This is a genomic window from Alcaligenes sp. Lyrl_28 (assembly GCF_051948705.1).
In the GTDB taxonomy this organism is placed as follows: Bacteria; Pseudomonadota; Gammaproteobacteria; order Burkholderiales; family Burkholderiaceae_B; genus Alcaligenes; species Alcaligenes ammonioxydans.
This window is the reverse complement of sequence record NZ_JAYJLG010000005.1, coordinates 278,835-302,064: the sequence shown is the minus strand read 5'-3', so window position 1 is coordinate 302,064 and position 23,230 is coordinate 278,835. Positions and strand designations below refer to the sequence as shown.

Genomic DNA, 23,230 nt, shown 5'->3' with positions numbered 1-23,230 from the left:
CGTGAAACATACGTTTTATTCTTTTTGATCTTGAAATTAGAGCGAATTTGTAAACCATCTAAAAAATAAAATCCCACTCTGCGAGAAATCATGGAGTGGGATTTTTTTATAAAAAAATGATTGTTTTTTAAATGGGCTCTTCTTGTCCTCGTTCTAATACTTTTTTGAGGGTGCTTGGTGCCGGCTCAGGGGGTTGCTCGCCATTGCACCAGTTGCTCCAGCGTCATGGTGTTCCCGCCGCATACCACCACCAGAATGTTGTTGTAAGGAGCCAGTGCTTCGTGGTCCAGATACAGCGTGGACAGGGCCGCGCCACATGCTGGTTCCACCAGGACCCGATGGTCAGTCAGAAAGCGCAGGCACGCGCTGACAGCCTGTGCGTCACTGACCTGGACGCAGGTGGTGGGATGGGATTGGCTGACGGCATAGGCCTGATCGCAGACCCGGGGGGCGGCTAGCGAGGTCGCTACACCACTTACTTCATTTAGGGTGATGTGTTGACGTTGTCGCACGGACTCTCCCAGGCTTGCTGTGCCCTGAGTTTCGACTGCAATGATCGTGGTCTTGTCCCAGCCTTGTTCCTGCAGGCCCTGAGCAACCCCGCTTAGCAGGCCACCGCCGCCTACGGCCAGCAACACGGCATCGGGCTGTATACCCATCTGCGCCACCTCTGCGATCATGCTGGCGTGTCCCTGCCACAGTAAAGGATCGTCGAAGGGATGGATAAATGCGTCGCCTTCTTGAGCCAGGGTCAAGGCGTAGTCATGAGCTTCCTGCCAGTTCTTGCCCACGACATGCAGCTCGGCTTTTTCCCGTTGAATCAACCGTCTGGCGTGTTCACTGGTGCTTTCTGGGACGATGACCAGCGTGGGGATGGTCAGCCTACGCCCGGCATAAGCTACCGCAATGCCCGCATTGCCACCAGAGGCAATGATGAAGCGTTGTTTGCCTTGTTGGGCGTGGTGCTGGCATAAATGACCGATACCCCGAATCTTGAAAGATCCACTCGGCTGCAAGGCGTCCATTTTTAACCAGATCTGCTTGCCGAGCTGATCGCTTAAGGCGTGTGAATAAATAAGGGGCGTCTCAAGGTGAAGAATCATTTCTTATCGTTCCAGATTTTATAGTGATCTGAGGGGGCGCGGGAGGCGCTCAGCAGCCTGCTCGTCCCATTTTATCGGTCTGAAAGTTTTGTGGCCAAAGATCTTGGCTGCTGTCTGTGGGCGGTCCACTCACGGGAGGAGAAATAGGTTTGAAATCGAGGTTTATATCGTCAGCTCTGTATTTTGTAACTATTTTTATCTGTGAAGTTAAGTCTCTTAATGCCGTTTAATGTGAGGCGGCTTACGAAGTTCATACTCGACTGCACCTTCTTACAATTTCGTGTGCTCCGTCCTTGCTCGTTCAGGCTAAATCAAAGGCTGATCTGATAAAATTCCTGTTAAATCGCCCGACTCAAGACCTTTTTCCGGCTGAAGCTCCGGTTCGGTCTTAAGCGTTTAATTTTATGTGCGTGATAAGCACGGAAACTCATTCCAATCATTCGGGCCATAAAGCAGGCTTGTTTTTTGCTTTGCCTGATCGGAATAAAAACAATAATAACCAGAACTTATTTCTAGAAAAGACGCTGTGGTAGCGGCTCTTAAAGGAATAACGATTTTGTTATGAAAACTGCCACCAGACCTGCTGATATTTATATGCGTTTTTTGCAGCTCGCCGATTCGCTGCATACCTTGCCCTGCCTGCCCTGCCTGGACCCGCTCGAAGAGCGTATTCTGGTGCTGGTTGCCAAGGCATCCAAAGACTCCTTGCGCTTGTCGGTGCGAGATGTCATGGCCGTAGAAAGGCTGGGTTCGCCCGCGACCATTCACACACGCCTTAAGTCCATGCGTGAGAAGGGCTGGATCGTCCTGAGTGACACCGAGGATACGCGTCGCAAGCAAGTGGATTTGAGCCAGGCTGCTTTATTGCACTTTGATCGCCTTTCCGCCTGCCTGCTGGAAGCGGCAAATGTTTAAGGGATCAGGTGAAGTTGTGTCGCAGTCTGCGCGATACAGTTCGATAACAAAAAATAGGCTGGCAATAGCGAACCGCTAAGTTTTTTGGCTAGTGTGTTCCGCTTATGGAACCCAAACAGCTGCAGGTCTCAGGGTCAGTACATCAATAAGAGAAATAGACGGTTTAAAAACAATATCCCTATTGCTTGTCCTGCCCAGCTTCCAAGAAGCCCTTTTTTCTATACAGTAGGCTCATTGTCGATTCCATGACTGGAGGCGGGATGCGCTTACCCATATATCAGCTTGATGCTTTTACCGACACATTGTTTGCGGGTAACCCCGCTGCCGTGGTGTTGCTCTCTGAGTTTCCCGACGACGCCCTGCTGCAGTCGATTGCGCAGGAAAACAATCTGGCTGAAACCGCTTTTTTGGCGCCACAAGGCGAGGATTTCCGTTTGCGCTGGTTTACTCCTACGGTAGAGGTGCCTTTATGTGGGCACGCCACTTTGGCCAGTGCGGCGGTTGTGCTGCGCAGTCTGCGTCCAAATGACAGCCAGGTCGTGTTTCATACTCAAAGTGGTGCGTTGACCGTGCGTCGTGATGCGTCCAGCTATGTGATGGATTTGCCAGCACGCCCGGTCACCCGTGTGCCAGATAGCCCTGATTTGGAGCGGGCATTGGGAGCCAGGGTTATCGAGTTATGGCGCAATGACTTTACCCATTTGGCTGTTCTTGAGTCCGAGGAGCAGGTTCGCCAATTGCAGGTGGATGCTGGTGCTCTGCTCGCTTGCGGATTGGACGGCTGTATTGTGACCGCAAAAGGGTCGGGGCGATTTGATATTGTCAGCCGCTTTTTCGCCCCAGGTCATGGCATTGATGAGGACCCGGTGACGGGTTCGGCTCACTGCGCCCTGTTGCCCTATTGGGCGCCTATCCTGGGTAAAACGCAGTTGATGGCTTACCAGGCTTCTGCACGCGGTGGGGTACTCGATTGCTCCTTGAATGGAGATCGTGTGTTTTTGAAAGGTCAGGCCGTTATGTATCTGGAAGGGCATATTAATGTGGCCTGAAGGAAAGTAAGTGGCCGTCTCGTGGCATGAGCTTATTCGACCGGCCTGTTGGAGCGCCGGTCGAATGTCTGTTGAGCTGGTATTGTGCTTATCAGCATAAGGTCCCCTATTTCGTAGACCGCCTTGAGGGGCGGTTTTTATATTTCTGAGCTCTTATGATTCCTGTTGCACCGATTTCTCTATTTCTTTTGGTGATTATTACGCTCGGGCCGCTTGCGTGGGGGATCGTACTGGTTTGGGGTGTTTTGCTCGTAGTCCAGCCCCGGCGTCGGGTTAATTTCAAAAGTAATCCCTGGCCGCGCCTTTTGTGCTGGATCGCCCTGATAGCCTTGGCCGCTTACTACGGTTTTTTCCAATGGACGGTGTATCAATACAAAAAAGAGCAGGAACGTGAGCTGGCCAGCCGTCAACATGTTTTAAAAGAGACCGGTCGCTTTGCTGGTCTTCTGATGCCTGCTGGTACCCAGTTGGAGCTGGCGGTATGGGGAGACCCGGATAGCGTGGCCTGGGCCCGTTTCCCGGAGGCGGTGGGGGTGGCCAAGGCTCCCGTCCTGTCTTTTGAGCGCCCCCGACCGGATCTGGCTGATTCCCATTGGCATATGCAGCTGGCGCGGGACGTGGAGTTGGAGGGGTGGCTTTGTGACAGTAGCCAAGTCGTTGAAATGCAACAAGATCCACTGGCTGAGGATGGGTTTCGACTTGCTAGTTGTACCTTGGCCGAAGGTAACCGGATTACTGCCTGGAGTCCCTACGCCGCCGCGTCCAATCTGAGTTCAGCGCCGGATTTGGTTCTGGCTTTGCCCAAGGGGACTCGGGTGCAAGCCAGACCTGAAGGGACACGGTATACCAATGGAGAGCGAGATCAGGATCGCTGGTTGCTTCGTGTGGAGGCGGAAGGGTTGCAGCTCAGCGCCTGGAGTCTGCCCCTGGAGCGTGCCTACTTGGCAGTCGATGAACATCAAAAACTGCTTTATTTGTCGCATGCCCAATTGGCACAGGAAACACAATGGGGTGGTTTCACCTATCCGGTGGGAACGCAGTTTTCCAGCCCCAACTATCGGCTTTTTCCGCAATGGCCGCTTTTATTGAAGGCGGTAGTGCCCGCCCAAGGGGATTCAGTCCCGACACAGGAGCGCATTCATGCGTTGCCGGGTGGAGAAATTTTGGACGAATTTCATTAAGTAACGGCAGCAGTTCGATTTTTTTTAGCTTTAAGTGTCATTTTTTCGGCTGTCAGTGCAATTAAATAAGGCGAATTCGTTTTGCCTGCCTCAAATTTGAGTTACTGTAAGCTTTTGAAGCGTTTGTATAAAATAAAAACGTATCGTTTTCAAAATGAACAGTCACAGAGGTGGTGACGATTGTTTCGCTTTGGCGGTCGTGGTGTTTTGAGCAGGAGCGAATCTGCCGACCCCGGCCCACCCTATTGCTGGCTTAACTGGACAAGGTTAGATGCCGCTATGACGACATATCAGGGAGATCTGCTGGAGCATACGCAGGCTCACGCCCAAGCTGCTTACTGGTTTACTCGCTTGAACTCGGGTGAAGCGACGGCGGCCGAATTACGTGAGTTTGAGGATTGGCGCCGTGACAATCCAGAAAACGAACGTTCTTATCGCTATATTTGTTACTTTTGTGACGCCAGTCTGGATGCCCCTGAGCATGAAATCCGTCGTTTATTGGCAAGCTCGGCGGATAAGGTCATCGTACTCAAGCCCTATCACCGGGTCTTACTGAGCGCTTTGCTATTGTTGGCGCTGGTGTTGACGGTCTTTTTTTCCTGGCCCGAGCGGGTGCTGCGACAAGCGCATCTGGTGTCGGGCGAGCAAGCGCTGGAGCAGCGTGCGGATGGACTGGTGCTGTTATTGGGGCCCGACTCCGCACTTGAGCTGCGAGAGTATGAGGACCGCTTGAATGTGCAGTTGCTGCGTGGTCAGCTCACCTTGCAATTGGCGGATCAAGCCCAGAAAAGTGTAACGGTATTTACCAGTTTTGCGCAGGCACGTAGTAATCAGGCGCAGTTTTCTGCCTGGCTGGATAATAATCAGATGAAGTTTACGGTCATGGCTGGATCGATCGAGGTGTCCAGCGGGACCTGGTGGCGTCGCCAGACGCGGGTGCTGATTCCCGGTCAACATGTCTTTGTGGATCGATGGTCTGGGATGAAACGGGTTCAACCCGCTCCCATAGCGTTGAATAAGGCCGACTAATAGTCGGCCTCTTACATTTTGGCGAGCCTAGAACATCCAGTTCAGGAACAGTTTGCCGTTTATATCGGCACGGCTGTCACCCCATAAACGGGTCTGGGCCGACAGTCCTACACGCAAGCGTTCGGTTTGCTGCAGGCTGACGCTGGCTCCCAGTGACAAGGCATGGCGATCCACCCGTGCATAGCGACCCTCAAAGCCGACGGCCGGAGCACTGGCAAAAGCGGCCTGCTGGGTTTGATGGTGGTGCAGCAAGGCCTGTTCCCAGGCCAGCGAGACGGACGTGTGCAGTTGGCGATCCTGTCTGAGGTCCCAGTTTTGACGCAAGGTCAGCCCGATTGAGGCCTGCAAGGCTTGCTGACGGCTGGAATCCAGACGTAGACGGCTGGCGGCATCCCCCTCTTCTTCCAGACCGGGACGACGGTAATGGATGTAATCCAGGGCCAGAACGGGGCCGATGCTGCCGCTCTCGCCCAGAGCCCAGTTGTATCCGGTCTGTATGCCTGCCGAGAGGGCATGACCGGTCCAATCCGCCGCGGGGCGCGCTTGATAGCCCGCAACGCTGATAGTGCGGTTCATCTTGCCCTGCTCCATGCCCACTCGTACGTGAGCCAGGCCGTTCCAGCCTGGCTGAGTATCGTCACGGTAGCGGGCATGGATGCCCAGACCCAGGCCGGTCAACTTGCTCTTGGCTTGGAAGGGGGCGTCGATATTCACGTGTTGCTCGTTGGCATTGCCGTGTATGCCCAGGCTCCAGTCACTGCCTTCAGCACGATGTTCAGCCCCCAGCATGACGCCATAGGTTTCGCTGCGGTGGTCCACATCGTTGCTGCCTAATTGCCAGTGATAGCGACCGCCGTACGTGTGGATGAAGCTTTGCCAGCCACTGTGGGTGTTGCCCCTGGTTTGACGCAGTTGTTCGGACACCAGCTGTTCACGGCGCAAGGAGGCAGCGGTTTGAGCGGCGTAGGCACCTGCGCTTAACTGATCCAATGCCAGTCCAATATCGCTGCCATCTGCACGCGAGAAGTCCATGGCCTGATATACGGCTGCTAGAGCTTGCGTGTCTGAGGAGGCCTGTGCCAGGCTGAGGCCCACTGCGGCAGCATTGGGCGAGGCTGCATATTGCGAATAGGCATCTTGATGACGGCTGACGGTCCAGCCCTTGTCGGTGCTTTGTACCTGCAAGGAGGGAGAGGCCAGGGTTGCGCTGTATACGGCAAACTGCCCTTGCGTCTGACTGGCGGTGAACACCTTGTTCTGATCCAGCGTCCAGCCGTTCTGATACCAGTCCGGTTGCAAGTCCACCTGCAGTTCACCATCGAGCTGAGCCACACCCTGTACGTCAATACGGTCGTTCTGGGTGGTGGATGCTTCCGCCAGAATCCGGCCCTGGGCACCTTGGACAAAATTGCCCTTGATCGTCATGGTCCCGTAAGAGTTACCTGGACTGAGCGTGCCGTTATTCGTGAAGTTGTATTCGGGATTGAGGGTAAATTGGCTATGGCCGTACAAGGTCGCACCTTGATCGACACGCAGGCCATACAGCTCATGTTCTCCATTCAAGGATGTGGCGCCCCCGGCGATGACGACAGCCAGATTGTTCAGGCCTTTGATATTGCCGTCATAGCGCATCTGGAAATCGGGGTCGGCATTGGCGGTAGCGCGGCCGTTCTCATCGGCCTTCTGTCCAAAGCTGATACGGGTCAGCAACAGGTCCCCATTGGCGTCACGGCGATTGTAATCAGAAGTAATGTCGCCTGTAATGGTTGCGCCCTGCAGAACATGGATGTTTTGCACCCAGGCATTGTCCGCGATATGGATGGCCGCCTTCCGGCCCGACAAGGTGCCCGACAGGTCATACCGCTTAATCAACGCGCCTTGCAAAAGCGTTGGTACAGCAAGACCTTGCCCTTCCGACTCGACGAGCCAGGAGCCGTGATACTCATCGTCGCTTCCCATGGCATTCTGGCCAAAATCAAACAAGGTCCCGATGCCATCCTGACCGTCTGCCCGGACTTCGCCTTTTTGGACAATATGGTGATGACGTCCATAGCTAAATTGCAGGCCACGCCCATACGCTCCCAGCGCATGAATTCGGGTAGCGTCCGGGATGATAAGGGTGTTTTCGCTGCCATCGACACGTACACCTACGCCCCCGGGTCCCGCACTGAGCAGGTCCGCTGCCTGGGTGATGGTGTTGCGTTCGCCATAAATATGCAGGCCCAGACCCTGCGTGGCCCTGTTGTATTGGCCAGGCAGGTAGGCAGTGCCTGCTTGGTTACGTGCAAAGTAGCCCTGCGTGTTGGTCAGGGTGATGTCGTTGCCGTAGACCGAATAACCAAAGAAATTGCGGCGATCAATATTCAAACCAATATCCTGCAAGGCAGCGATTTCGGCTTCCATCAGATTCACGTAGTTGCGATAAGTCTGGTGGCTCATCAGGCTGTTGCGCAGCTCCGTGTGGCTCATGTAGTTGCGGTCTACCCCGTACTGCGGTTTGTCATGGTAGTTCAGGATGCTGACGGGGATGCCCGGCATAGCGCCGTTGAGCACCTCTTGCACATGGCTGCCGGTGAAATACCCGTTGTCCTGGCGCAGATCAAAGGCATCGGGCTCGTAAGGATTGCTGCACACGGAGCACAGGATTTTTTGCCCTGGGCTGGGTGCGCGGCCCTGATCGTCGCGCAAACCCAAGGCCCATGGGCTCAGATCGTTCAGAAAATAGGGGTCGGGCGGGTCGTTGCTGTTTTCAGCCAAGTTGTCCGCCACCGTGTTGCTGATCCCTAAAGCGTGGGCCAACTCGTGGAAAATCACGGCGTTGTAGTCCACTTTGCCCGTGATGGGCAATTGGCTGGGGGTGACGGGGGCGGTATCCAGATCCAGTTCTCCAACACCGATAACAGCGTCGGGGTTGTCGGGAGAGCCCGGGAAGATGCCTTGTAAGCGTGCCTGCAAGGCCGAAAAGGTGAAATGAGGGTTGGAGGGGCTGGTCAGAGATGCGCCATATGCGTTGGCGTTCTTGCCGTTCATGGTGCCAAGATTGATGACTGCTGGCGTGTAGTTGGCCGGCAGATCGATGATCTCAGCCCAGCGTTCCAGCGCAGCCCGGATTTTCAGTCTGCCATTCTCGTCAATATCGCGGGGGGAAACACGGGGGTCTGTTTGTTCAGTCGTATCGTAGCCCCCATCATCAGGCCCGTAGATTCGTAACTCAAAGGCCTGCTGGCCTTGCTTGTTCAAAATGAATTCTGTTTCGTAGGCATGCGTGCTGCTGGCCCAGCTCAAGGCCAACAGGGTGTGGCCCAGTAGTGCTTTGATTTTGAAGTTCATTGGATCCAAGGAAAGGGGGACGAAAGGTAGAAGGCACTTTCCGTATAAAAGTAAATAAAAGTGTCTTGTTTTGCTACTTATTTCGCTGACGACGGAGGCGATTGAGTAAATGGCGCAACATCTGATTGGACCCTGACGGTAAAGATTTACTCTCGGTCAGCCGTAACCTCTAAGGGATAAAGTGTTAAAGAGAGGAAACTATGTCGATAGAAATCAGTGGGCAGGGGTTGGTACATCAACAAACTATGCCTGTGACCGAGCCTTTGCACGCGACCGCCATGACGCCCCCGGCAGTATCCGGGCAGAATGAAAATGCAGCTGTAGACTCATCGGTGCGTATTACTGTGAGCTTGTCACCTTTGGGAAAAGAGCTGTCCCTGACGAGTCAGCAGGCCAGCAAGATAGAGCGCGACAAAGATATTGATGACAGCTCCCTGCCCGATGGCATTAAAGAGATTCTTAAACGAATTCGTGATTTGAAAGAGCAGATTCAACAAAAATTGATGGAGCTGCAGCGAATTCAGGCCAATGACAAATTGAGCGAAGCGCAGAAAAAACAGGAATTGGAACGTGTGCAAGCGGAGCTGACCAGCCTGAACGGTGCCTTGTCCAGTGCGCATGCCATGTTGAACAAGGTCATGGACGACATTGAGCTAGGTGGCGAAGCTCGTATTGAGGTCGGGGATTTATTGATGAAATAAAGGTCAATCCACTGGCTCTGGGGGGCGGCTTGAAGCGCCACCCGCAGTGCCAGTGGAACAGCATGATCCCGTTGCTGCATTCTTCACGGGTTCCGAGCATCGGTGACCCGGCCCAGCACGTGTTCAGGGCTGGGCCGCTACCGTCAATGCCTGTGCGATCTTGTGATTGAGCTGGTGAGGCGACATGAGTTCGGCGCTGACCTGAGCCCGGGTATGAATGATGTAGGCGGTCGACGGTTTCAGGTCAATGCAATACACGACCAGCGAGCCGCCTCCTAAAGGGGCAGCGCCAATATACACGCCCAATTCGTCGCTGATGCTCGGATCAGTGCGCTGATGGTACCCCTCCCCTGCAGCCGTCTGTCTGACGGTATCCACACACTGGGCTACGCTTAGGCGGGAGATGGAGCGCTGCTCGGCCTCCAGCTCCAGAGGGTGCAGGTGCTGGGCGTGTGCCGTCCAGGCGCCCTGCAGTAATGCGGCCATCAAAACCCATTTGCTGACTGTGCACATGATGTCCTCCCGCAGGAGACGATGGAACGTTCAGCATAGACCTGATTGATAAGGACAGGCTTTGACAGCGTGTAATTCAGCGGGAAAGTCGGGTTTTTACTGAGGCAAAAACGGGACGTTCAGTGACAGGGATGGAACAAGACCGTTGCAGGTGTTTCGCCCCTGTGCCCTGCTGGGGTGGCTCAAGCGGACCAAGATGCTTCGTACAGCGCTGAGTTCGCAGGCTGATGCCAGATAGGGACAGGAGCGACCGGGGGCAGGTCCAGTATTACTTCCCGATGCAGAAACTGGAAAAAATCTCCCCTAGCAAATCGTCGCTGCTGAACTCGCCGGTAATCGAGCACAGGTCCAGGTGGGCCAGACGCAGTTCCTCTGCAAACAGATCCAGCACCTGATCGCTGTGGGTGGCATGTTCTGCGGCCAGGCTCAGGTGGTACTCCGCCCGTTCCAGGGCCCGCAGATGTCGTTCACGTGCCAGCCAGGGGGATTCACTGCCGGGGTTCCAGCCTGCGATATCCAGCAAGGTGCGGCGCAGTGTGTCCAGACCGACATCTTTACGGGCAGAAATGGGCAGCACGGTGGCGCCGCTTTCCTGGGCAGGCAAGGCAGCCTGTTGCTCGGCGCTCAGCAGGTCTATCTTGTTATAGACGCGCAGCACGGGTACGTGCGATGGCAGACGAGTGGTAATGGCACTATCCAGTTCGTCTTGTGGGTTGCGTGCATCGAGCAGATGCACGATCACGTTGGCCTTGGCGATTTCATCCCAGGTTCGGGCAATGCCGATGCGCTCGACCGTATCCTCGGTTTCACGCAGACCGGCGGTATCCACGATATGCAGGGGAATGCCATCAATGTGGATCAACTGCATGACGCGGTCGCGGGTGGTGCCCGCAATATCGGTCACGATGGCCACGTCTTCGCCTGCCAGCGCATTGAGCAGGCTGGATTTGCCCACATTGGGCTGGCCTGCCAGTACGACGTGCAGGCCCTCGCGCAGAATCGCCCCCTGGCGCGAATGCTGCAGGATGCTTTCCAGCTCGTCCTGAATGCCTTGCAGCGTGGCGGCGGCCTGGTATTTTTCCAGAAAGTCGATTTCTTCCTCGGGAAAATCCAGGGTGGCTTCCACCAGCATGCGAAGATGGATAATCCGGTCGGCCAGGGCGTTGACCTTGTTGGAGAACACGCCGGACAGTGAGGCCACCGCACTGCGGGCAGCGGCTTCCGAAGAGGCGTCAATCAGGTCTGCCACGGCTTCAGCCTGGGCCAGATCCAGTCTGTCGTTCAGGAAAGCGCGCTGGGTAAACTCGCCGGGTTCGGCCAGTCGCAGGCCCATCTCCTTGCCGGCTTCCAGGCAGCGATCCAGCAAGCGGCGCAGTACAGCGGGTCCGCCATGTCCTTGCAGTTCCAAGACGTCTTCACCGGTGTAGGAGTGCGGGCCTTTGAAAAAAAGCGCGATGCCCTCGTCGATGGCCTGGCCTTGTGCATCCTTGAAGGGCAAAAAGTGCGCATGACGCGCTTGCAGCGTACGACCAAACAAGGTTTGAATCAGCGTATCAAGCTCCTTGCCGGATACACGGATAACACCAATACCACCCCGGCCGGGGGCGGTGGCAATAGCCACAATAGGGGAAGAGCTGGACATGGTCAGATCGATCAAAGAGGCGGAACAGAACCGTATTGTAATGGAGGCGACGGACGGTTCGGGCTTGGAGCTAAGGCCTGTGCAGGTGGTTGAAATACGTGCGTTTATGGGGGAGTGGCCTAGGCTCTTGAGAATCAGGCAATCAGGCAATCAGGCAATCAGGCAATCAGGCAATCAGGCAATCAGGCCACTATTGGGATCACTTGGCAGAGCTCAAGGCCATTGAAAAAGCGATGGGCAGTGTCATCACCGCGGCTGTGGCCTGTCGTCTGCGCCTGGGTCCTTAATGGTTGTTGACACACACCACCAGAATTTCCACGCTTTCTCCGTGTTCACACAAGTACAGGTGTCCCAGGTTGCTCTTGAAGTAGATACTGTCGCGCGCTTGCAGTACGTGACGGCGACCGTCCTGAAACTGCATGGTCAACTGCCCTTCAATGACAAAAATAAACTCTTCGCCTTCGTGCTGACTGAAGTCACTGGCATCACGAGGTTTGCCGGCGAGCACGCGCCCATGCATGGGTGTCATTTTCTTGTTGATCCATTCTGAGGCCAGCATGCCGTATTCATAGCGGTGTGCATGGTAGGTGACCGTGCGCGAAGCCCGTCCTACCAAAATATCCATCCCCGATTCGTTCTGGTCGCGCGGCGTTTTGAACAAATCCGACAGATCCATTTTCAAGGCCCGGCTGACGGCCAGAAACTTCTCGTAGCTCAGACCAATCAGGCCACGTTCTGCCTTGGATAGGGTGGATAGGGATACATTGGACAATCGTGCCAACATAAGCAGGGTCAAACCCTGTCGTTTGCGTTCATCGCGTATGCGAGCCCCCATGGCGGTTTTGCTTAATAAATTGGGAGCGGGGTTGGCTAAGTCTTTTGTCATAACCTAAAGAAGTAATAAACGGCTTTCTTATAGATATTATTAATTTTCTTATAAGAAAACTCTGTCCTATTGTATAGAACTACACGCTTTACGCTGGAGAAAGAAGGCATGACTGCGATGTTTGATCCTACTGCTTATCCCTCTACCTCGGTGGAATGGATAAAAAAACTGATTGCTTATGATACGACAAGCCGGGAATCTAACCTGGAACTGATTCACGACGTGCAAGCTTATTTGCAGCAGCAAGGCTTGGAAACGGTGCTGACGCATGACGCCAGTGGTCGCAAGGCCAATCTGTTTGCCACCATTGCCGCCGCCGATGGCACCCGCACCGGCGGCATTGTTTTGTCCGGCCATACGGATGTGGTGCCGGTAGATGGGCAGAACTGGAGCAGCGATCCTTTCAAGGCCGAAGTGCGTGATGGGCGGCTGTATGGTCGTGGCACCTGCGACATGAAGGGTTTTGTCGGCGTCACCCTGCAACTGGTTCCCGAGATGCTGGCGACCAGGCTGTCCAAGCCGATTCACCTTGCGTACTCCTATGATGAGGAGGTGGGTTGCGTAGGCGCCCCGGTGATGATTGACGATCTGGTGCGTCGTGGAGTCAATCCCGAAGGTTGCGTGGTGGGGGAGCCAACCAGCATGCGTACCATCGTTGCGCATAAAGGCATTAATGCCTATCGCTGCCGTGTGCATGGTCGCGCCGCGCATTCTTCGCTCACTCCCAAGGGCGTGAACGCGATTGAGCATGCGGCGCGCATCATTACCGCTATCCGCGATCTGGCCGATGATTACAAAAGTATGGGTCCGTACGATCATGATTTCGATGTGCCTTTCACGACCTTGCAAACCAGCATGATTCGCGGCGGTATTGCATTGAACACCGTGCCCGATTTGTGTGAGTTTGAATTTGAATATCGCAACCTGCCTGGCGTAGACCCCGAGCCGATCCTGCAGGAAATCCGTGAGTTTATCGATCTGAAGGTTTTGCCTGCCATGCGCCGCGAGCATCCGGATGCCTTGGTAGAGCTGGAAAAGCTGGCCAGCGCCCCCGGGCTGAATCCTGAGGAGCAAGCGGCCATTACCAAGCTGGTACGGGAACTGACACGTGATGACACCGTGCGCAAAGTAGCCTATGGCACCGAGGCAGGCCTGTTTCAACAGGCCGGTATTCCTTCGATTATTTGTGGGCCCGGCAATATTGAGCAGGCTCACCGCCCGGATGAGTACGTGGAACTGGCTCAAGTGGAGCAGTGCGAGCAGTTTTTGCGCGCCTTGATCCGCAGCCAGGCCGTCGCTTCTTAAAAAAACAGACAAACCGGTTTCAACGACAATCCATGACAACAGACAAAGTTACCCAGGAAAACGTGGTGCAGGCGCATGAGCGTCTGCGCCCCTATGTGCGCCAGACGCCCGTGTTCGATTATCAGACCGGGCGTCTGGATAGCGCCGTCAATTTCAAATTTGAGCATTTGCAGGCCTCGGGCACGTTCAAAGCACGGGGGGCGTTCAACAATTTGCTGAGCCTGTCCGAAGACGCACGCCAGCAAGGAGTGACCTGCGTGTCGGCCGGCAACCATGCGGTGGCGGTGGCCTATGCGGCCCATCAAATGGGTGTGAAAGCTAAGACCGTCATGATCAAGACAGCCAGCCCGGCGCGCGTAGCCCTGTGCCGCGAATATGGGGCCGAGATTGTCTTTGCCGATAACGGCGAGCAGGCGTTCGAGCTGGTGCGCCAGATTGAAAGGGACGAACAAAAGACCTTCATTCATCCCTTCAGCACCTACCCGACGGTATTGGGAACTGCCACGCTGGGCTATGAGTGGTTGCAGCAAGCGGGCAAGCTGGATGCGGTCCTGGTGCCGATTGGTGGTGGTGGGTTGGCCGCGGGTGTCTCGGCCGCCGTCAAGCTATGGCAGCCTGATTGTGTGGTTTATGGCATTGAACCTGTGGGTGCGAACGTTATGGCACTTAGTCGCCAGGCGGGCGAGCCGCAAAAAATTGGCGCGATGCACTCCATCGCAGATAGTCTGATGGCTCCGCATACTGACGAATTCAGCTTCCGCGTGTGTCAGGACAATATCGATACGCTGGTCACCGTCAACGACGACCAGATCCGCGCTGGAATGCACTTTCTGTTCAATGAGTTCAAAATGGCCACCGAGCCGGCCTGTGCCGTGGCAACCGCCGCCTTGATGTTTCCCTTGCGCAAACATCTGGCCGGGCAACGGGTGGGCGTGCTGTTTTGCGGCTCCAATACGGATACCGACACCTTTGTCCGCCACATCACTACGCCTGTGGCTCAAGGTTAATCATGACGCTGAATGTGTATGTCGCAAAAGCTCAGGAAGTGTATGAGGGGCTGGAGATGGGCGCTGCCATTGACCTGATGCGCCAAGGCTTTATTGCCCTGCAGCAAGGGCGTATTGATCAGCCTTTACGCACCATTGTGCGCAGCGATTTGTCCTGTGGGTTTCTGGGCATGATGCCCGCCTGCATCAATATGCCCGAGATCTATCCCGAGCCCTTGTACGGCGCCAAGATGGGTACGCTGTTTCCTGACAATGTTCGCCTGGGCAAAGACCCTCATCAAGGCTGTGTACTTTTGATGAGCGGTTTGACCGGCGAGACGCGTGCCATTGTCGATGCCAGCAGCGTAACGGCGTTACGGACTGCAGCGGTCAGCGGCCTGGCAACCGATTTGCTGGCGCGCCCCGATGCCAGCGTGCTGACTTTGTTTGGCGGCGGCCATCAGGCTTTATGGCAGTTGCGTGCCGTCGCGCAGGTGCGCCGTCTGAGCAAGGTCTTTGTGATTACGCGTTCGCCCCAGTCGGCCCAGCATTTTATTGAAGAAGCCCAGGCTTATCTGGACTGTCCCTTGATTGCTGAGGTGTCGGCCGCGCAAGCCGTCTCCCAGTCTGATCTGGTGCTTACGGCCACTAGTTCGGCCACACCTGTTTTGCAGCGTGAATGGCTGCGCCCCGGCACCCATGTCACCGCCATGGGCTCCAGTACGCCGGCCAGCAGTGAGCTGGATGGCCCCACCATGACGGCAGGTCGCTTGTTTGTGGACCGCGCCCAATCGACCCGTAATGAATCGGGTGAATTTTTGAATGCCTGCAAGCAGGGTTATCTGTCCGCGGATACAGAGTTGAACGAGCTGGGTGCTGTCTTGCAGGGAGAAGCCGCCGGGCGCATGAACGATGAAGAGATCACGATTTTCAAGTCTTTGGGACTGGCATTTGAGGATGTGCTGACGGCAGCTGCTTTGCTAAGCCGCCATGCCGCCCAGGGCAAGGGACGAGTAGTAGCACTTTAATAGCGTCAACTAGAGGTAGGGAGACAAGTGATGAAAAAGCAATGGGCGCAGGTTTTGCTGGGAACAGCGTTGGCATTGGCGTCAGGCCTGTCGGTGGCCAGCAAGTTGCCCGACACCATACGTTTGGTCGTGGGTTACCCGGCCGGAGGAACGGCAGATGCCGTGGCTCGTGTATATGCCGAACAACTGCGTGAAAAACTGGGTGTCAATGTGGTGGTGGACAACCGCGCAGGCGCGGGTGGGCAGGTTGCGGCTCAAGGCTTCTTGCGCTCGCCCACGGATGGTTCGGTGCTTTTGGTGGCGAACAATCACATGATGACCACCCTGCCCCTGACCGTGAAAACAGTCAGCTACGATCCCATGAAGGATTTTGCGCCGGTAGCCGTGATCGCCAAATTCGAGCATATCTTTGTGGTGGGCAAAACCACGCCCGCCAATACCTTGGCAGAGTATGTGGAGCTGGTGCGCAAGGAGCCGGAAAAATACGGCCACTACGGTATTCCCGCCCCTGGCAGTGCCCCCCAGTTCATGGGTTACAGCATCGCCAAAAAGAATGATATCCAGATGTCTCCTGTGCCTTATAAAGGCGGCGCCCCTTTGATTAATGACCTGCTGGGCGATCATATCCCTGCTGGGGTGGATGCCGTGGGCATGATTACTGAACATGTTGCCGCCGGTTCAGTTCGCGTGTTGGGAATTACAGGCGAGCAACGTCTGCCTATTCTCAAGGATGTGCCTACCTTTGCAGAAATGGGCTACGGAGACCTGAAGGCTTCGGGCTGGATGGGAATCTTTGCGCCCCTGGGTATGGAGCCGGAAATGGTCAAGCAGTTCCAGGATGCGTTCAATGAAGTGGCCAAGCTGCCTAAAATTGAAAGCGCGATTGTGCCGATCGGCTTTCGACCCGAGTCGGGCGATGCGCAGGAACTGGCCCGTACGGTTCAGGCGGATCTGGATACCTGGGGACCGATCATCAAGGAGTCGGGGTATTTGCAGCAGTAAGGTGCCAGACCAGGCACAACAAAAAACGCCCTGCCTTTGTGTAGGGCGTTTTTGCGTGCAACGGGTTTATTTCACCGGCGTACACAACTCCACCACGATGCGCTCGGGCGTCTGTACGTAAGACACCATCTGCCCCCAAGGCTTTTCCTGTGGTGGCGCCAGTTCTGTGCCCCCTTCTGCCAGCGCTTTGGCATGAGCGGCAGGTACGTCGTCACACACCAGGGCGATTTCGATACCCAGCGGTACTTCTGACGCGTGCGGTGATAAATGACCCTTTGGATAATTCATGTACGCCAGCATTTCCGCCGCAAAGGACAGGGTCGTTTGGCCGGTTTCCAGCTCGCCGTACAGCCCGGTCTCATGCAACATTTTGGTGGACAGGCCAAAGGCGCGATTAAAGTAGTCCAGTGCCTGGCCGACGTCAGGAACATAGATGATGGTGTAGCCAAATTTCATGGTGGGACTCGGTAGGGAAACGCAGGGCCAGTGCAAATAAGATCGGCCCCCCGATTGTAGAGCGGGGGGCCGATCTTTTTAGGGCTTTACAGACCCGGTCAGGGTTTAAAGCTGTCCGCGTCTGCTCAGTTCCGCTCGCACACCTGCGCCATAGGCGGGGTCTGCCTGGGTGAAGTGGCCCAGCTGACGCTCGATGATTTCTGTCGGCACGCCTGCCATGGCATCGGCAATATTGCTGAACAGACGTTGCTTTTCCTCGTCGTTGAACAGGCGAAACAGATTGCCAGGCTGCGAGTAGTAATCGTCGTCTACCCGGTGATCCCAGTGGTCTGCAGGCTGGCCGTCCAGCGCCAGGGGCGGTTCGCTGCGGGGAGCCTGTTGCCATTCACCTTGGCTGTTGGGCTCGTAGTTGATCGTGCCGCCGTTATTGTCGCCAGTACGCATGGCGCCATCGCGGTGGTAGCTGTGAAACGGGCAACGGGGGGCGTTCACAGGCAGCAGGCCGTGGTTTACGCCCAAGCGGTAGCGCTGGGTGTCGCCGTAGGAAAAGATACGGCCTTGCAGCATGCGGTCAGGCGAGTGCCCAATGCCGGGGACCAGATTGGCCGGCGTAAAGGCGGCTTGTTCAACCTGGGCGAAGTAGTTGGTGGGGTTCTCGTTCAGTTCCAGCATGCCCACATCGATGAGCGGGAAGTCGCCATGTGGCCAGACCTTGGTCACGTCAAAAGGGTTGATGTGGTAGTTGCGCGCCTGCTCTTCGGTCATGACCTGAATACGCAGCGCCCAGCGTGGGAAGTTGCCCTTTTCGATGTTCTCGTACAGATCGCGTTGCGAGCTTTCACGATCCTGGCCCACTACCTTGGCCGCTTCTTCATTGGTGTAGTTGGCAATGCCTTGCTGGGATTTGAAGTGGAACTTCACCCAGTGGCGCACACCCTTGTCATTGATCAGGCTGTAGGTGTGGGAACCAAAACCGTGTTGTTGGCGAAGGTTACAGGGCAGGCCCCGATCGCTCATCAAAATAGTGACCTGATGCAAGGATTCAGGCGACAAGGACCAGAAATCCCAGGCAGCGCTCATATTGCGCAGGTGGCTGCGCGGGTCGCGTTTCTGTGTATGGATGAAGTCAGGGAATTTCAATGGATCCCGTATAAAGAAGACAGGAGTGTTATTGCCCACGAGGTCCCAGTTTCCGTCTTCGGTATAGAACTTGATGGCAAATCCTCGAACGTCGCGTTCTGCATCGGCGGCTCCTGCTTCACCAGCTACGGTGGAAAAACGTAAGAAAACGGGGGTGCTGCTGCCTGGCTTGAAAACCTTGGCCATGCTGTACTGAGTGATGTCGTGCGTCACGGTAAAGGTGCCGAACGCGCCCGAGCCTTTGGCGTGCACCACGCGTTCCGGGATGCGTTCACGGTCAAAGTGAGCCAGCTTCTCCAACAGCCAATAATCCTGCATCAGGACGGGACCACGGGGGCCTGCCGTCATGGAGTTCTGGTTCTCCTCAACAGGACGGCCGGCGGCGGTCGTCAGGGTTTTCTTACTCATTGTGATTCTCCGTTTAAGCTGACCCGACCTGAGGGGGCGGGTCGTTTTAAGAAGTTGAGATCAGTCTACTGGCCTTGGTCGAAATAGTTAAATCAAATGATTTTAGTGAACGCATAGCTTTTCGCTATATTGACGGGCTTTCCTCCTGATCATAGCGGTAAGTAGAAACACATAAAATGACATTTCTACGAACGGGCCAGACAAGGAACGTTAATAAATGACCAAAGACGGGTTTTTAGTGCGGTGTGACAAAGCATTATTGGCAGGCCGTCGCGTTTAGTGCAATCAGGTATAAGCAACAGGCGAAAAAAAACCCCGCTAAGGGTAGCGGGGTTTTCTGGGCCAGAACGAATTAGCTATTGGCGGCTTTCGCGCTGTTCTTTTCGATCTGCACCATGATGTAGCGCTGCTGGGCGATGGACAAGATGTTGTTCACGCACCAGTACAGAACCAGACCGGCGGGGAAGAAGAACATCATGCCACCAAAGACCAGAGGCATCAGCATCATGACCTTGGCTTGCATTGGATCAGGCGGTGTTGGATTCAGCTTGATCTGCAAGAACATGGTACCCATCATGATGGCGGGCAGAATCATCCAGGGGTCGCGCGCGGCCAAGTCGTGAATCCACAGAATCCACGGCGCACCGCGCATCTCGACGCTGCCCAGCAGCACCCAGTACAGCGCAATGAACACAGGGATCTGAACCAGCATGGGCAAACAGCCGCCCAGCGGGTTGATCTTCTCGGTGCGGTACATCTCCATCATGGCGGCATTCAGCTTGGCCTTGTCGTCGCCAAACTTCTCGCGCAGCGCTTGCATGCGAGGAGCAAATTGCTTCATCTTGGCCATGGAGCGGTAGCTGGCGGCCGACAGCGGGAAGAAAACCAGCTTGATCAGCACGGTCAGCGCCACAATGGCCCAGCCCCAGTTACCCAGCAAGGAGTGCAGCCAGGTCAGCAGTTTGAACAAAGGCTTGGAGATGATGGTCAGCCAGCCGTAGTCGACGACCAGATCCAGGCCGGTTGCCAGTTGCGACATGGCTTTCTGGTCTTGTGGGCCGACCCACAGGGAGGCGTCCACAGCCTTGCTTTGGCCGGCATCAATCGAACCGACCGATTCCAGCGTGCGCACGGCGTACAGGTTGTTGCCCAGCTTCAGGATCTCGTTGGTGCGCTGCACGTCCTGGACCGGAACCCAGGCGGTTGCAAAGTAATGCTGCACCATCCCGATCCAGCCGTTATCGACGTTGCGCGCGTAGCTGGCCTTGTTCTTGTCGATGTCCGAGAAGGTGATTTTCTGAAACTTGTCGCCGCTGGAATAGACCACAGGACCGGTGAAGGTGCTGTACAGGCGGGACGAATCAGGTGGGTTATTGCCGTCGCGGGTCAACTGCAGATACAGGCGCGGGTCAATGGCAGCGCCGCTATTGTTCTGGATGTCGTGACGAACCTGAATGTCGTAGCGACCCTTGTGCAGGGTGTAGGTTTTGGTGACCTTCACATCGTCCGAGGTGGCTTCGAACACTACATCCAGCGTGTCGCCGGTCATGTTGTGCTGGGTCGAGACCAAGGTGAACGGGGTCAGGTGATTGGGCAGGGTCTGCCCGGCGGCGCCCACAATACCGGATTGGGCCAGGTAGATGGAGGCCGGCGAGTTGTCCAGCAACACCATGGGTTGTTCAGGATTCTCGGGCGAGCCATATTTCAACAGTTCCGCTTTGACCAGCTGGGCACCTTCGGTGCTAAAGCCAAGCTTGTAGACGTCCGTTGTAATGTCGATGGTTTGCGCTTTCGCGGACACCGCGCTGTTGCTCGATGGCAAGGCAGCAGACGCAGTGGGCTCTTGAGCAGCGGGAACACCCCCATTTTGGGCAGGTTCGTCGGAAGCTGCTGGCGCTTGTGTGGTGGCCGGGGTAGAGGCAAACAGCGATGGCTTGCCGTTATATTCCTGCCAGTTGTTCCACAGCAGCAGCAGTGCAAAGGAGAAGATCATCCAAAGGATGGTGCGTCGGATATCCATAGCGCCTGTATCACATTTATAAAGCTGAGCAAAAGCTTAGCAGTTTAACGTAGCTGGTCTGCAAACAGGGGGTTGCCTTGAAAAACAAGGCGCAGACCAGGACGATTCTAGAAAGTGTTGCGGTCTTCGGGCGTGCGAGCGGGCACGGGATCATGCCCTCCCTTGCACCAGGGATTACAGCGGCAGATACGCACACCACCGAGCCAGAGCCCTTTGAGCGGGCCATGAATGTCAATGGCCTGTAAGGCGTAGTTCGAGCAGCTGGGAGTAAAGCGGCAGTTTCGTCCGATCCAGGGGCTCAGGAAAAACTGGTAAAAGCGGATCGGCGCTGACGCCAACTTGCGCATCATGGCCGTACCTTGGCAAACAAGGTGTCGGCTTCGGTGCGAACCAGTTGCTTTAAGGCGGTCAGCGACACCTGGGGTACCTTGCTGTGCAGCCGAAAGACATAGGCGGCATTAGGCAAACCTGCGCGTTTGTGGCGGAAGGTTTCACGCAAGATACGTTTGATGGTATTGCGGGTGACGGCGCGATTGGCAAAGCGCTTGGGGACGATCAGTCCCAAACGGGCGCCTTCGGTTTGCTGTGGATCTTCGCCACGAGAGCGAGTGACCACGAACAAAGCCCCGCGACCTACGCGTTGTCCCTTAAGTGACAGCGCGTATTCGGTGGGGCTATGTAAGCGAGCCGTAGCTGGAAAGGAGGCACGCATGATGCGTAACGTGGGAGCCGGGCTTTAGAAAGATCTATTGCCCTGGGCCACGCATCCCGACATGGCTTATACAGCCAGACGTTTGCGACCTTTGGCGCGACGTGCGTTCAAAACAGCGCGACCACCGCGAGTTTTCATGCGAACGCGAAAACCGTGGGTACGCTTGCGACGGGTAACAGAGGGTTGGTAGGTGCGTTTCATGGTGTATCCAAAAAAATGAGCCGCCAGAAATCGCAGAAAATCTCCACCCCGACAGCACAAAGGCTTGGGATCTGGCAACAAAAAATCGTGTTAAGCCCGTCATTTCAGCAAATTCTTTCTGTTGTGTCAATTATTTAGCCCGATATTACGCAACTAAATTTGTTAGCCTGTGGATAACTTGGCACAGCTCAGGGTAGAATCGAGGTTTACAGAAGTGATGACCGATGAATGAATTCTGGCAGTCCTGCGTTCAGAAATTGGAGCAGGAGCTTCCCCCCCAACAAATAAGTGCGTGGATTCGTCCACTGGTTCCCCTGGACTTCGATAGTGAGGCCGGGGTGTTGCGCGTTTCTGCTCCTAACCGTTTCAAGCTGGATTGGGTCCGCAAGAATTTTGCTACGCGCATCGAGGAACTGGCCTCGGATTTCTACGAATGTCCCGTAACGGTTCAGTTCGAGCTGCCTTCGGCCAGCGCGGCGCCTCGTCGCGCCCTGGCTGACCGGGCCGCGCCCGCGCCTGCCGGCAGTCCAGCCGGTGAGAACCTGGCCCCGCCCGGCGCCAATCCGGCCGTGACCGCGGTGGTGGATGCGGTACAGGATCGCTCGCGCCTGAATGCCGAACTGACCTTCGACAATTTCGTAACGGGTAAAGCCAACCAGCTGGCACGCGCTGCGGCCTTGCAGGTGGCCGAGAATCCTGGTGTCTCCTATAACCCGCTCTTTCTGTATGGTGGCGTGGGTTTGGGCAAGACACACCTGATTCACGCGATCGGCAATGCGCTGGTCGCCAATGGCAATGGTGTGCGGGTACGGTATGTCCATGCCGACCAGTACGTGTCAGACGTGGTCAAGGCCTACCAGCGCAAGGCGTTTGACGAGTTCAAGCGTTATTACCATTCGCTGGATTTGCTGCTGATTGACGATATTCAGTTTTTTGCCGGCAAGAACCGCACGCAGGAAGAGTTTTTCTACGCTTTTGAAGCGATGGTGGCCCAGCGCAAGCAGATCATCATCACCTCGGATACGTACCCCAAAGAGCTGGCCAATATTGATAGCCGCCTGATCTCGCGCTTTGACTCCGGTCTGACCGTGGCCATCGAGCCACCCGAGCTGGAAATGCGTGTAGCAATTTTGCTGCGCAAAGCTCAGGCCGAAGGCATCGCCATGCCGGAAGAAGTGGCCTTCTTTATCGCCAAGCATTTGCGCAGCAACGTGCGTGAACTGGAAGGAGCTTTGCGCAAGGTCTCGGCTTATGCCCGTTTTCATGGTCGCGATGTCCTGACGGTGGAAGTGTGCAAGGATGCGCTCAAGGATTTGCTGTCCGTCTCCAATGGGCAGATCACCGTGGAAAATATCCAGAAAACCGTAGCCGATTTTTATAAAATCAAGGTCGCGGATATGTACTCCAAGCGCCGCCCCGCCAATATCGCCATGCCGCGTCAGGTGGCCATGTATCTGGCCAAGGAACTGACCCAAAAGAGTTTGCCGGAAATTGGCGATCTTTTCGGTGGCAGGGACCACACAACGGTGCTGCACGCAGTGCGCAAGATCTCGGACGCACGCACCAAGCAAGCCGAATTGAATCACGCATTACACGTACTGGAACAAACTCTCAAAGGATGAC

21 protein-coding genes are annotated in these 23,230 nt (G+C 55.6%); 10 read left to right on the top strand and 11 right to left on the bottom strand.

From position 1 onward, the window contains the following. Positions 1-185 precede the first annotated feature (185 nt). Entirely contained in the window at positions 186-1,103 is a 918-nt protein-coding gene (locus VF694_RS13605; protein WP_039943139.1) for a pyridoxal-phosphate dependent enzyme, read from the bottom strand. A 561-nt stretch (positions 1,104-1,664) separates the two neighbouring features. Here VF694_RS13605 and VF694_RS13600 point away from each other — a divergent pair. From VF694_RS13600 to VF694_RS13585, 4 genes are all read left to right on the top strand, one after another. Then, positions 1,665-2,018, top strand: a complete 354-nt coding sequence (locus tag VF694_RS13600; protein ID WP_003800802.1) for a hypothetical protein — start codon at positions 1,665-1,667, stop codon at positions 2,016-2,018. 260 nt (positions 2,019-2,278) lie between these two features. Beyond that, the gene (locus VF694_RS13595) at positions 2,279-3,067 is read left to right on the top strand and encodes a PhzF family phenazine biosynthesis protein (protein ID WP_131071106.1); all 789 of its coding nucleotides are present in this window, start codon (positions 2,279-2,281) and stop codon (positions 3,065-3,067) included. A 305-nt stretch (positions 3,068-3,372) separates the two neighbouring features. Then, on the top strand, positions 3,373-4,248 hold the full coding sequence (locus tag VF694_RS13590) for a hypothetical protein (protein ID WP_440164650.1): 876 nt from the start codon (positions 3,373-3,375) through the stop codon (positions 4,246-4,248). 279 nt (positions 4,249-4,527) lie between these two features. Continuing rightward, a complete protein-coding gene (locus VF694_RS13585) occupies positions 4,528-5,277 on the top strand; it encodes a DUF4880 domain-containing protein (protein ID WP_059318436.1) in 750 nt (249 codons plus the stop codon). A 27-nt stretch (positions 5,278-5,304) separates the two neighbouring features. On the opposite strand, the gene VF694_RS13580 is transcribed toward VF694_RS13585, so the two are convergent. Further along, complete coding sequence (locus VF694_RS13580) at positions 5,305-8,607, bottom strand: autotransporter outer membrane beta-barrel domain-containing protein (protein ID WP_440164647.1); 3,303 nt, start codon at positions 8,605-8,607, stop codon at positions 5,305-5,307. Between the two features lie 200 nt (positions 8,608-8,807). Between VF694_RS13580 and VF694_RS13575 the strand changes: the two genes are divergently transcribed. Beyond that, a complete protein-coding gene (locus VF694_RS13575; protein WP_440164644.1) occupies positions 8,808-9,308 on the top strand; it encodes a hypothetical protein in 501 nt (166 codons plus the stop codon). A 123-nt stretch (positions 9,309-9,431) separates the two neighbouring features. On the opposite strand, the gene VF694_RS13570 is transcribed toward VF694_RS13575, so the two are convergent. The 3 genes from VF694_RS13570 to VF694_RS13560 form a co-directional block, all read right to left on the bottom strand. Then, a complete protein-coding gene (locus tag VF694_RS13570) occupies positions 9,432-9,821 on the bottom strand; it encodes a DUF6180 family protein (protein WP_003800789.1) in 390 nt (129 codons plus the stop codon). A 268-nt stretch (positions 9,822-10,089) separates the two neighbouring features. Next, on the bottom strand, positions 10,090-11,463 hold the full coding sequence (gene mnmE / locus VF694_RS13565) for a tRNA uridine-5-carboxymethylaminomethyl(34) synthesis GTPase MnmE (protein ID WP_003800786.1): 1,374 nt from the start codon (positions 11,461-11,463) through the stop codon (positions 10,090-10,092). Positions 11,464-11,746: 283 nt separating this feature from the next. After that, the gene (locus VF694_RS13560) at positions 11,747-12,349 is read right to left on the bottom strand and encodes a helix-turn-helix domain-containing protein (protein WP_230406229.1); all 603 of its coding nucleotides are present in this window, start codon (positions 12,347-12,349) and stop codon (positions 11,747-11,749) included. A gap of 108 nt (positions 12,350-12,457) precedes the next feature. Here VF694_RS13560 and argE point away from each other — a divergent pair, with 108 nt between their 5' ends. Genes argE through VF694_RS13540 form a run of 4 tightly spaced genes read left to right on the top strand, consistent with a single transcriptional unit; the run spans position 12,458 to position 16,670 of the window. Then, the gene (argE, locus tag VF694_RS13555; RefSeq protein WP_003800783.1) at positions 12,458-13,654 is read left to right on the top strand and encodes an acetylornithine deacetylase; all 1,197 of its coding nucleotides are present in this window, start codon (positions 12,458-12,460) and stop codon (positions 13,652-13,654) included. Between the two features lie 32 nt (positions 13,655-13,686). Further along, positions 13,687-14,661 (top strand): threonine ammonia-lyase, encoded by a 975-nt coding sequence (locus VF694_RS13550; RefSeq protein ID WP_301606236.1) that lies wholly within the window; start codon positions 13,687-13,689, stop codon positions 14,659-14,661. Between the two features lie 2 nt (positions 14,662-14,663). After that, positions 14,664-15,668, top strand: a complete 1,005-nt coding sequence (locus VF694_RS13545) for an ornithine cyclodeaminase family protein (RefSeq protein WP_003800779.1) — start codon at positions 14,664-14,666, stop codon at positions 15,666-15,668. A gap of 30 nt (positions 15,669-15,698) precedes the next feature. Continuing rightward, positions 15,699-16,670 carry a tripartite tricarboxylate transporter substrate-binding protein gene (locus tag VF694_RS13540; RefSeq protein WP_059318432.1) on the top strand — a complete coding sequence of 324 codons (972 nt, stop codon included), beginning with the start codon at positions 15,699-15,701 and terminating at the stop codon, positions 16,668-16,670. Between the two features lie 66 nt (positions 16,671-16,736). Here VF694_RS13540 and VF694_RS13535 read toward each other — a convergent pair whose 3' ends face one another. The 6 genes from VF694_RS13535 to rpmH form a co-directional block, all read right to left on the bottom strand. Next, positions 16,737-17,126 (bottom strand): VOC family protein, encoded by a 390-nt coding sequence (locus VF694_RS13535; RefSeq protein ID WP_003800776.1) that lies wholly within the window; start codon positions 17,124-17,126, stop codon positions 16,737-16,739. A 105-nt stretch (positions 17,127-17,231) separates the two neighbouring features. Next, positions 17,232-18,674: a catalase gene (locus VF694_RS13530; RefSeq protein WP_003800775.1), complete on the bottom strand. Its 1,443-nt coding sequence runs from the start codon at positions 18,672-18,674 to the stop codon at positions 17,232-17,234. A gap of 352 nt (positions 18,675-19,026) precedes the next feature. After that, the gene (yidC, locus tag VF694_RS13525; RefSeq protein ID WP_440164636.1) at positions 19,027-20,694 is read right to left on the bottom strand and encodes a membrane protein insertase YidC; all 1,668 of its coding nucleotides are present in this window, start codon (positions 20,692-20,694) and stop codon (positions 19,027-19,029) included. 107 nt (positions 20,695-20,801) lie between these two features. Next, positions 20,802-21,044: a membrane protein insertion efficiency factor YidD gene (gene yidD, locus VF694_RS13520; protein WP_035269485.1), complete on the bottom strand. Its 243-nt coding sequence runs from the start codon at positions 21,042-21,044 to the stop codon at positions 20,802-20,804. Then, positions 21,041-21,406 carry a ribonuclease P protein component gene (gene rnpA / locus VF694_RS13515; protein ID WP_003800772.1) on the bottom strand — a complete coding sequence of 122 codons (366 nt, stop codon included), beginning with the start codon at positions 21,404-21,406 and terminating at the stop codon, positions 21,041-21,043. The genes yidD and rnpA overlap by 4 nt, the downstream gene beginning before the upstream one ends. A gap of 66 nt (positions 21,407-21,472) precedes the next feature. After that, positions 21,473-21,607 carry a 50S ribosomal protein L34 gene (gene rpmH, locus VF694_RS13510; protein WP_003800771.1) on the bottom strand — a complete coding sequence of 45 codons (135 nt, stop codon included), beginning with the start codon at positions 21,605-21,607 and terminating at the stop codon, positions 21,473-21,475. 224 nt (positions 21,608-21,831) lie between these two features. Between rpmH and dnaA the strand changes: the two genes are divergently transcribed. Then, on the top strand, positions 21,832-23,229 hold the full coding sequence (gene dnaA / locus VF694_RS13505) for a chromosomal replication initiator protein DnaA (protein WP_003800768.1): 1,398 nt from the start codon (positions 21,832-21,834) through the stop codon (positions 23,227-23,229). Position 23,230 lies beyond the last annotated feature (1 nt).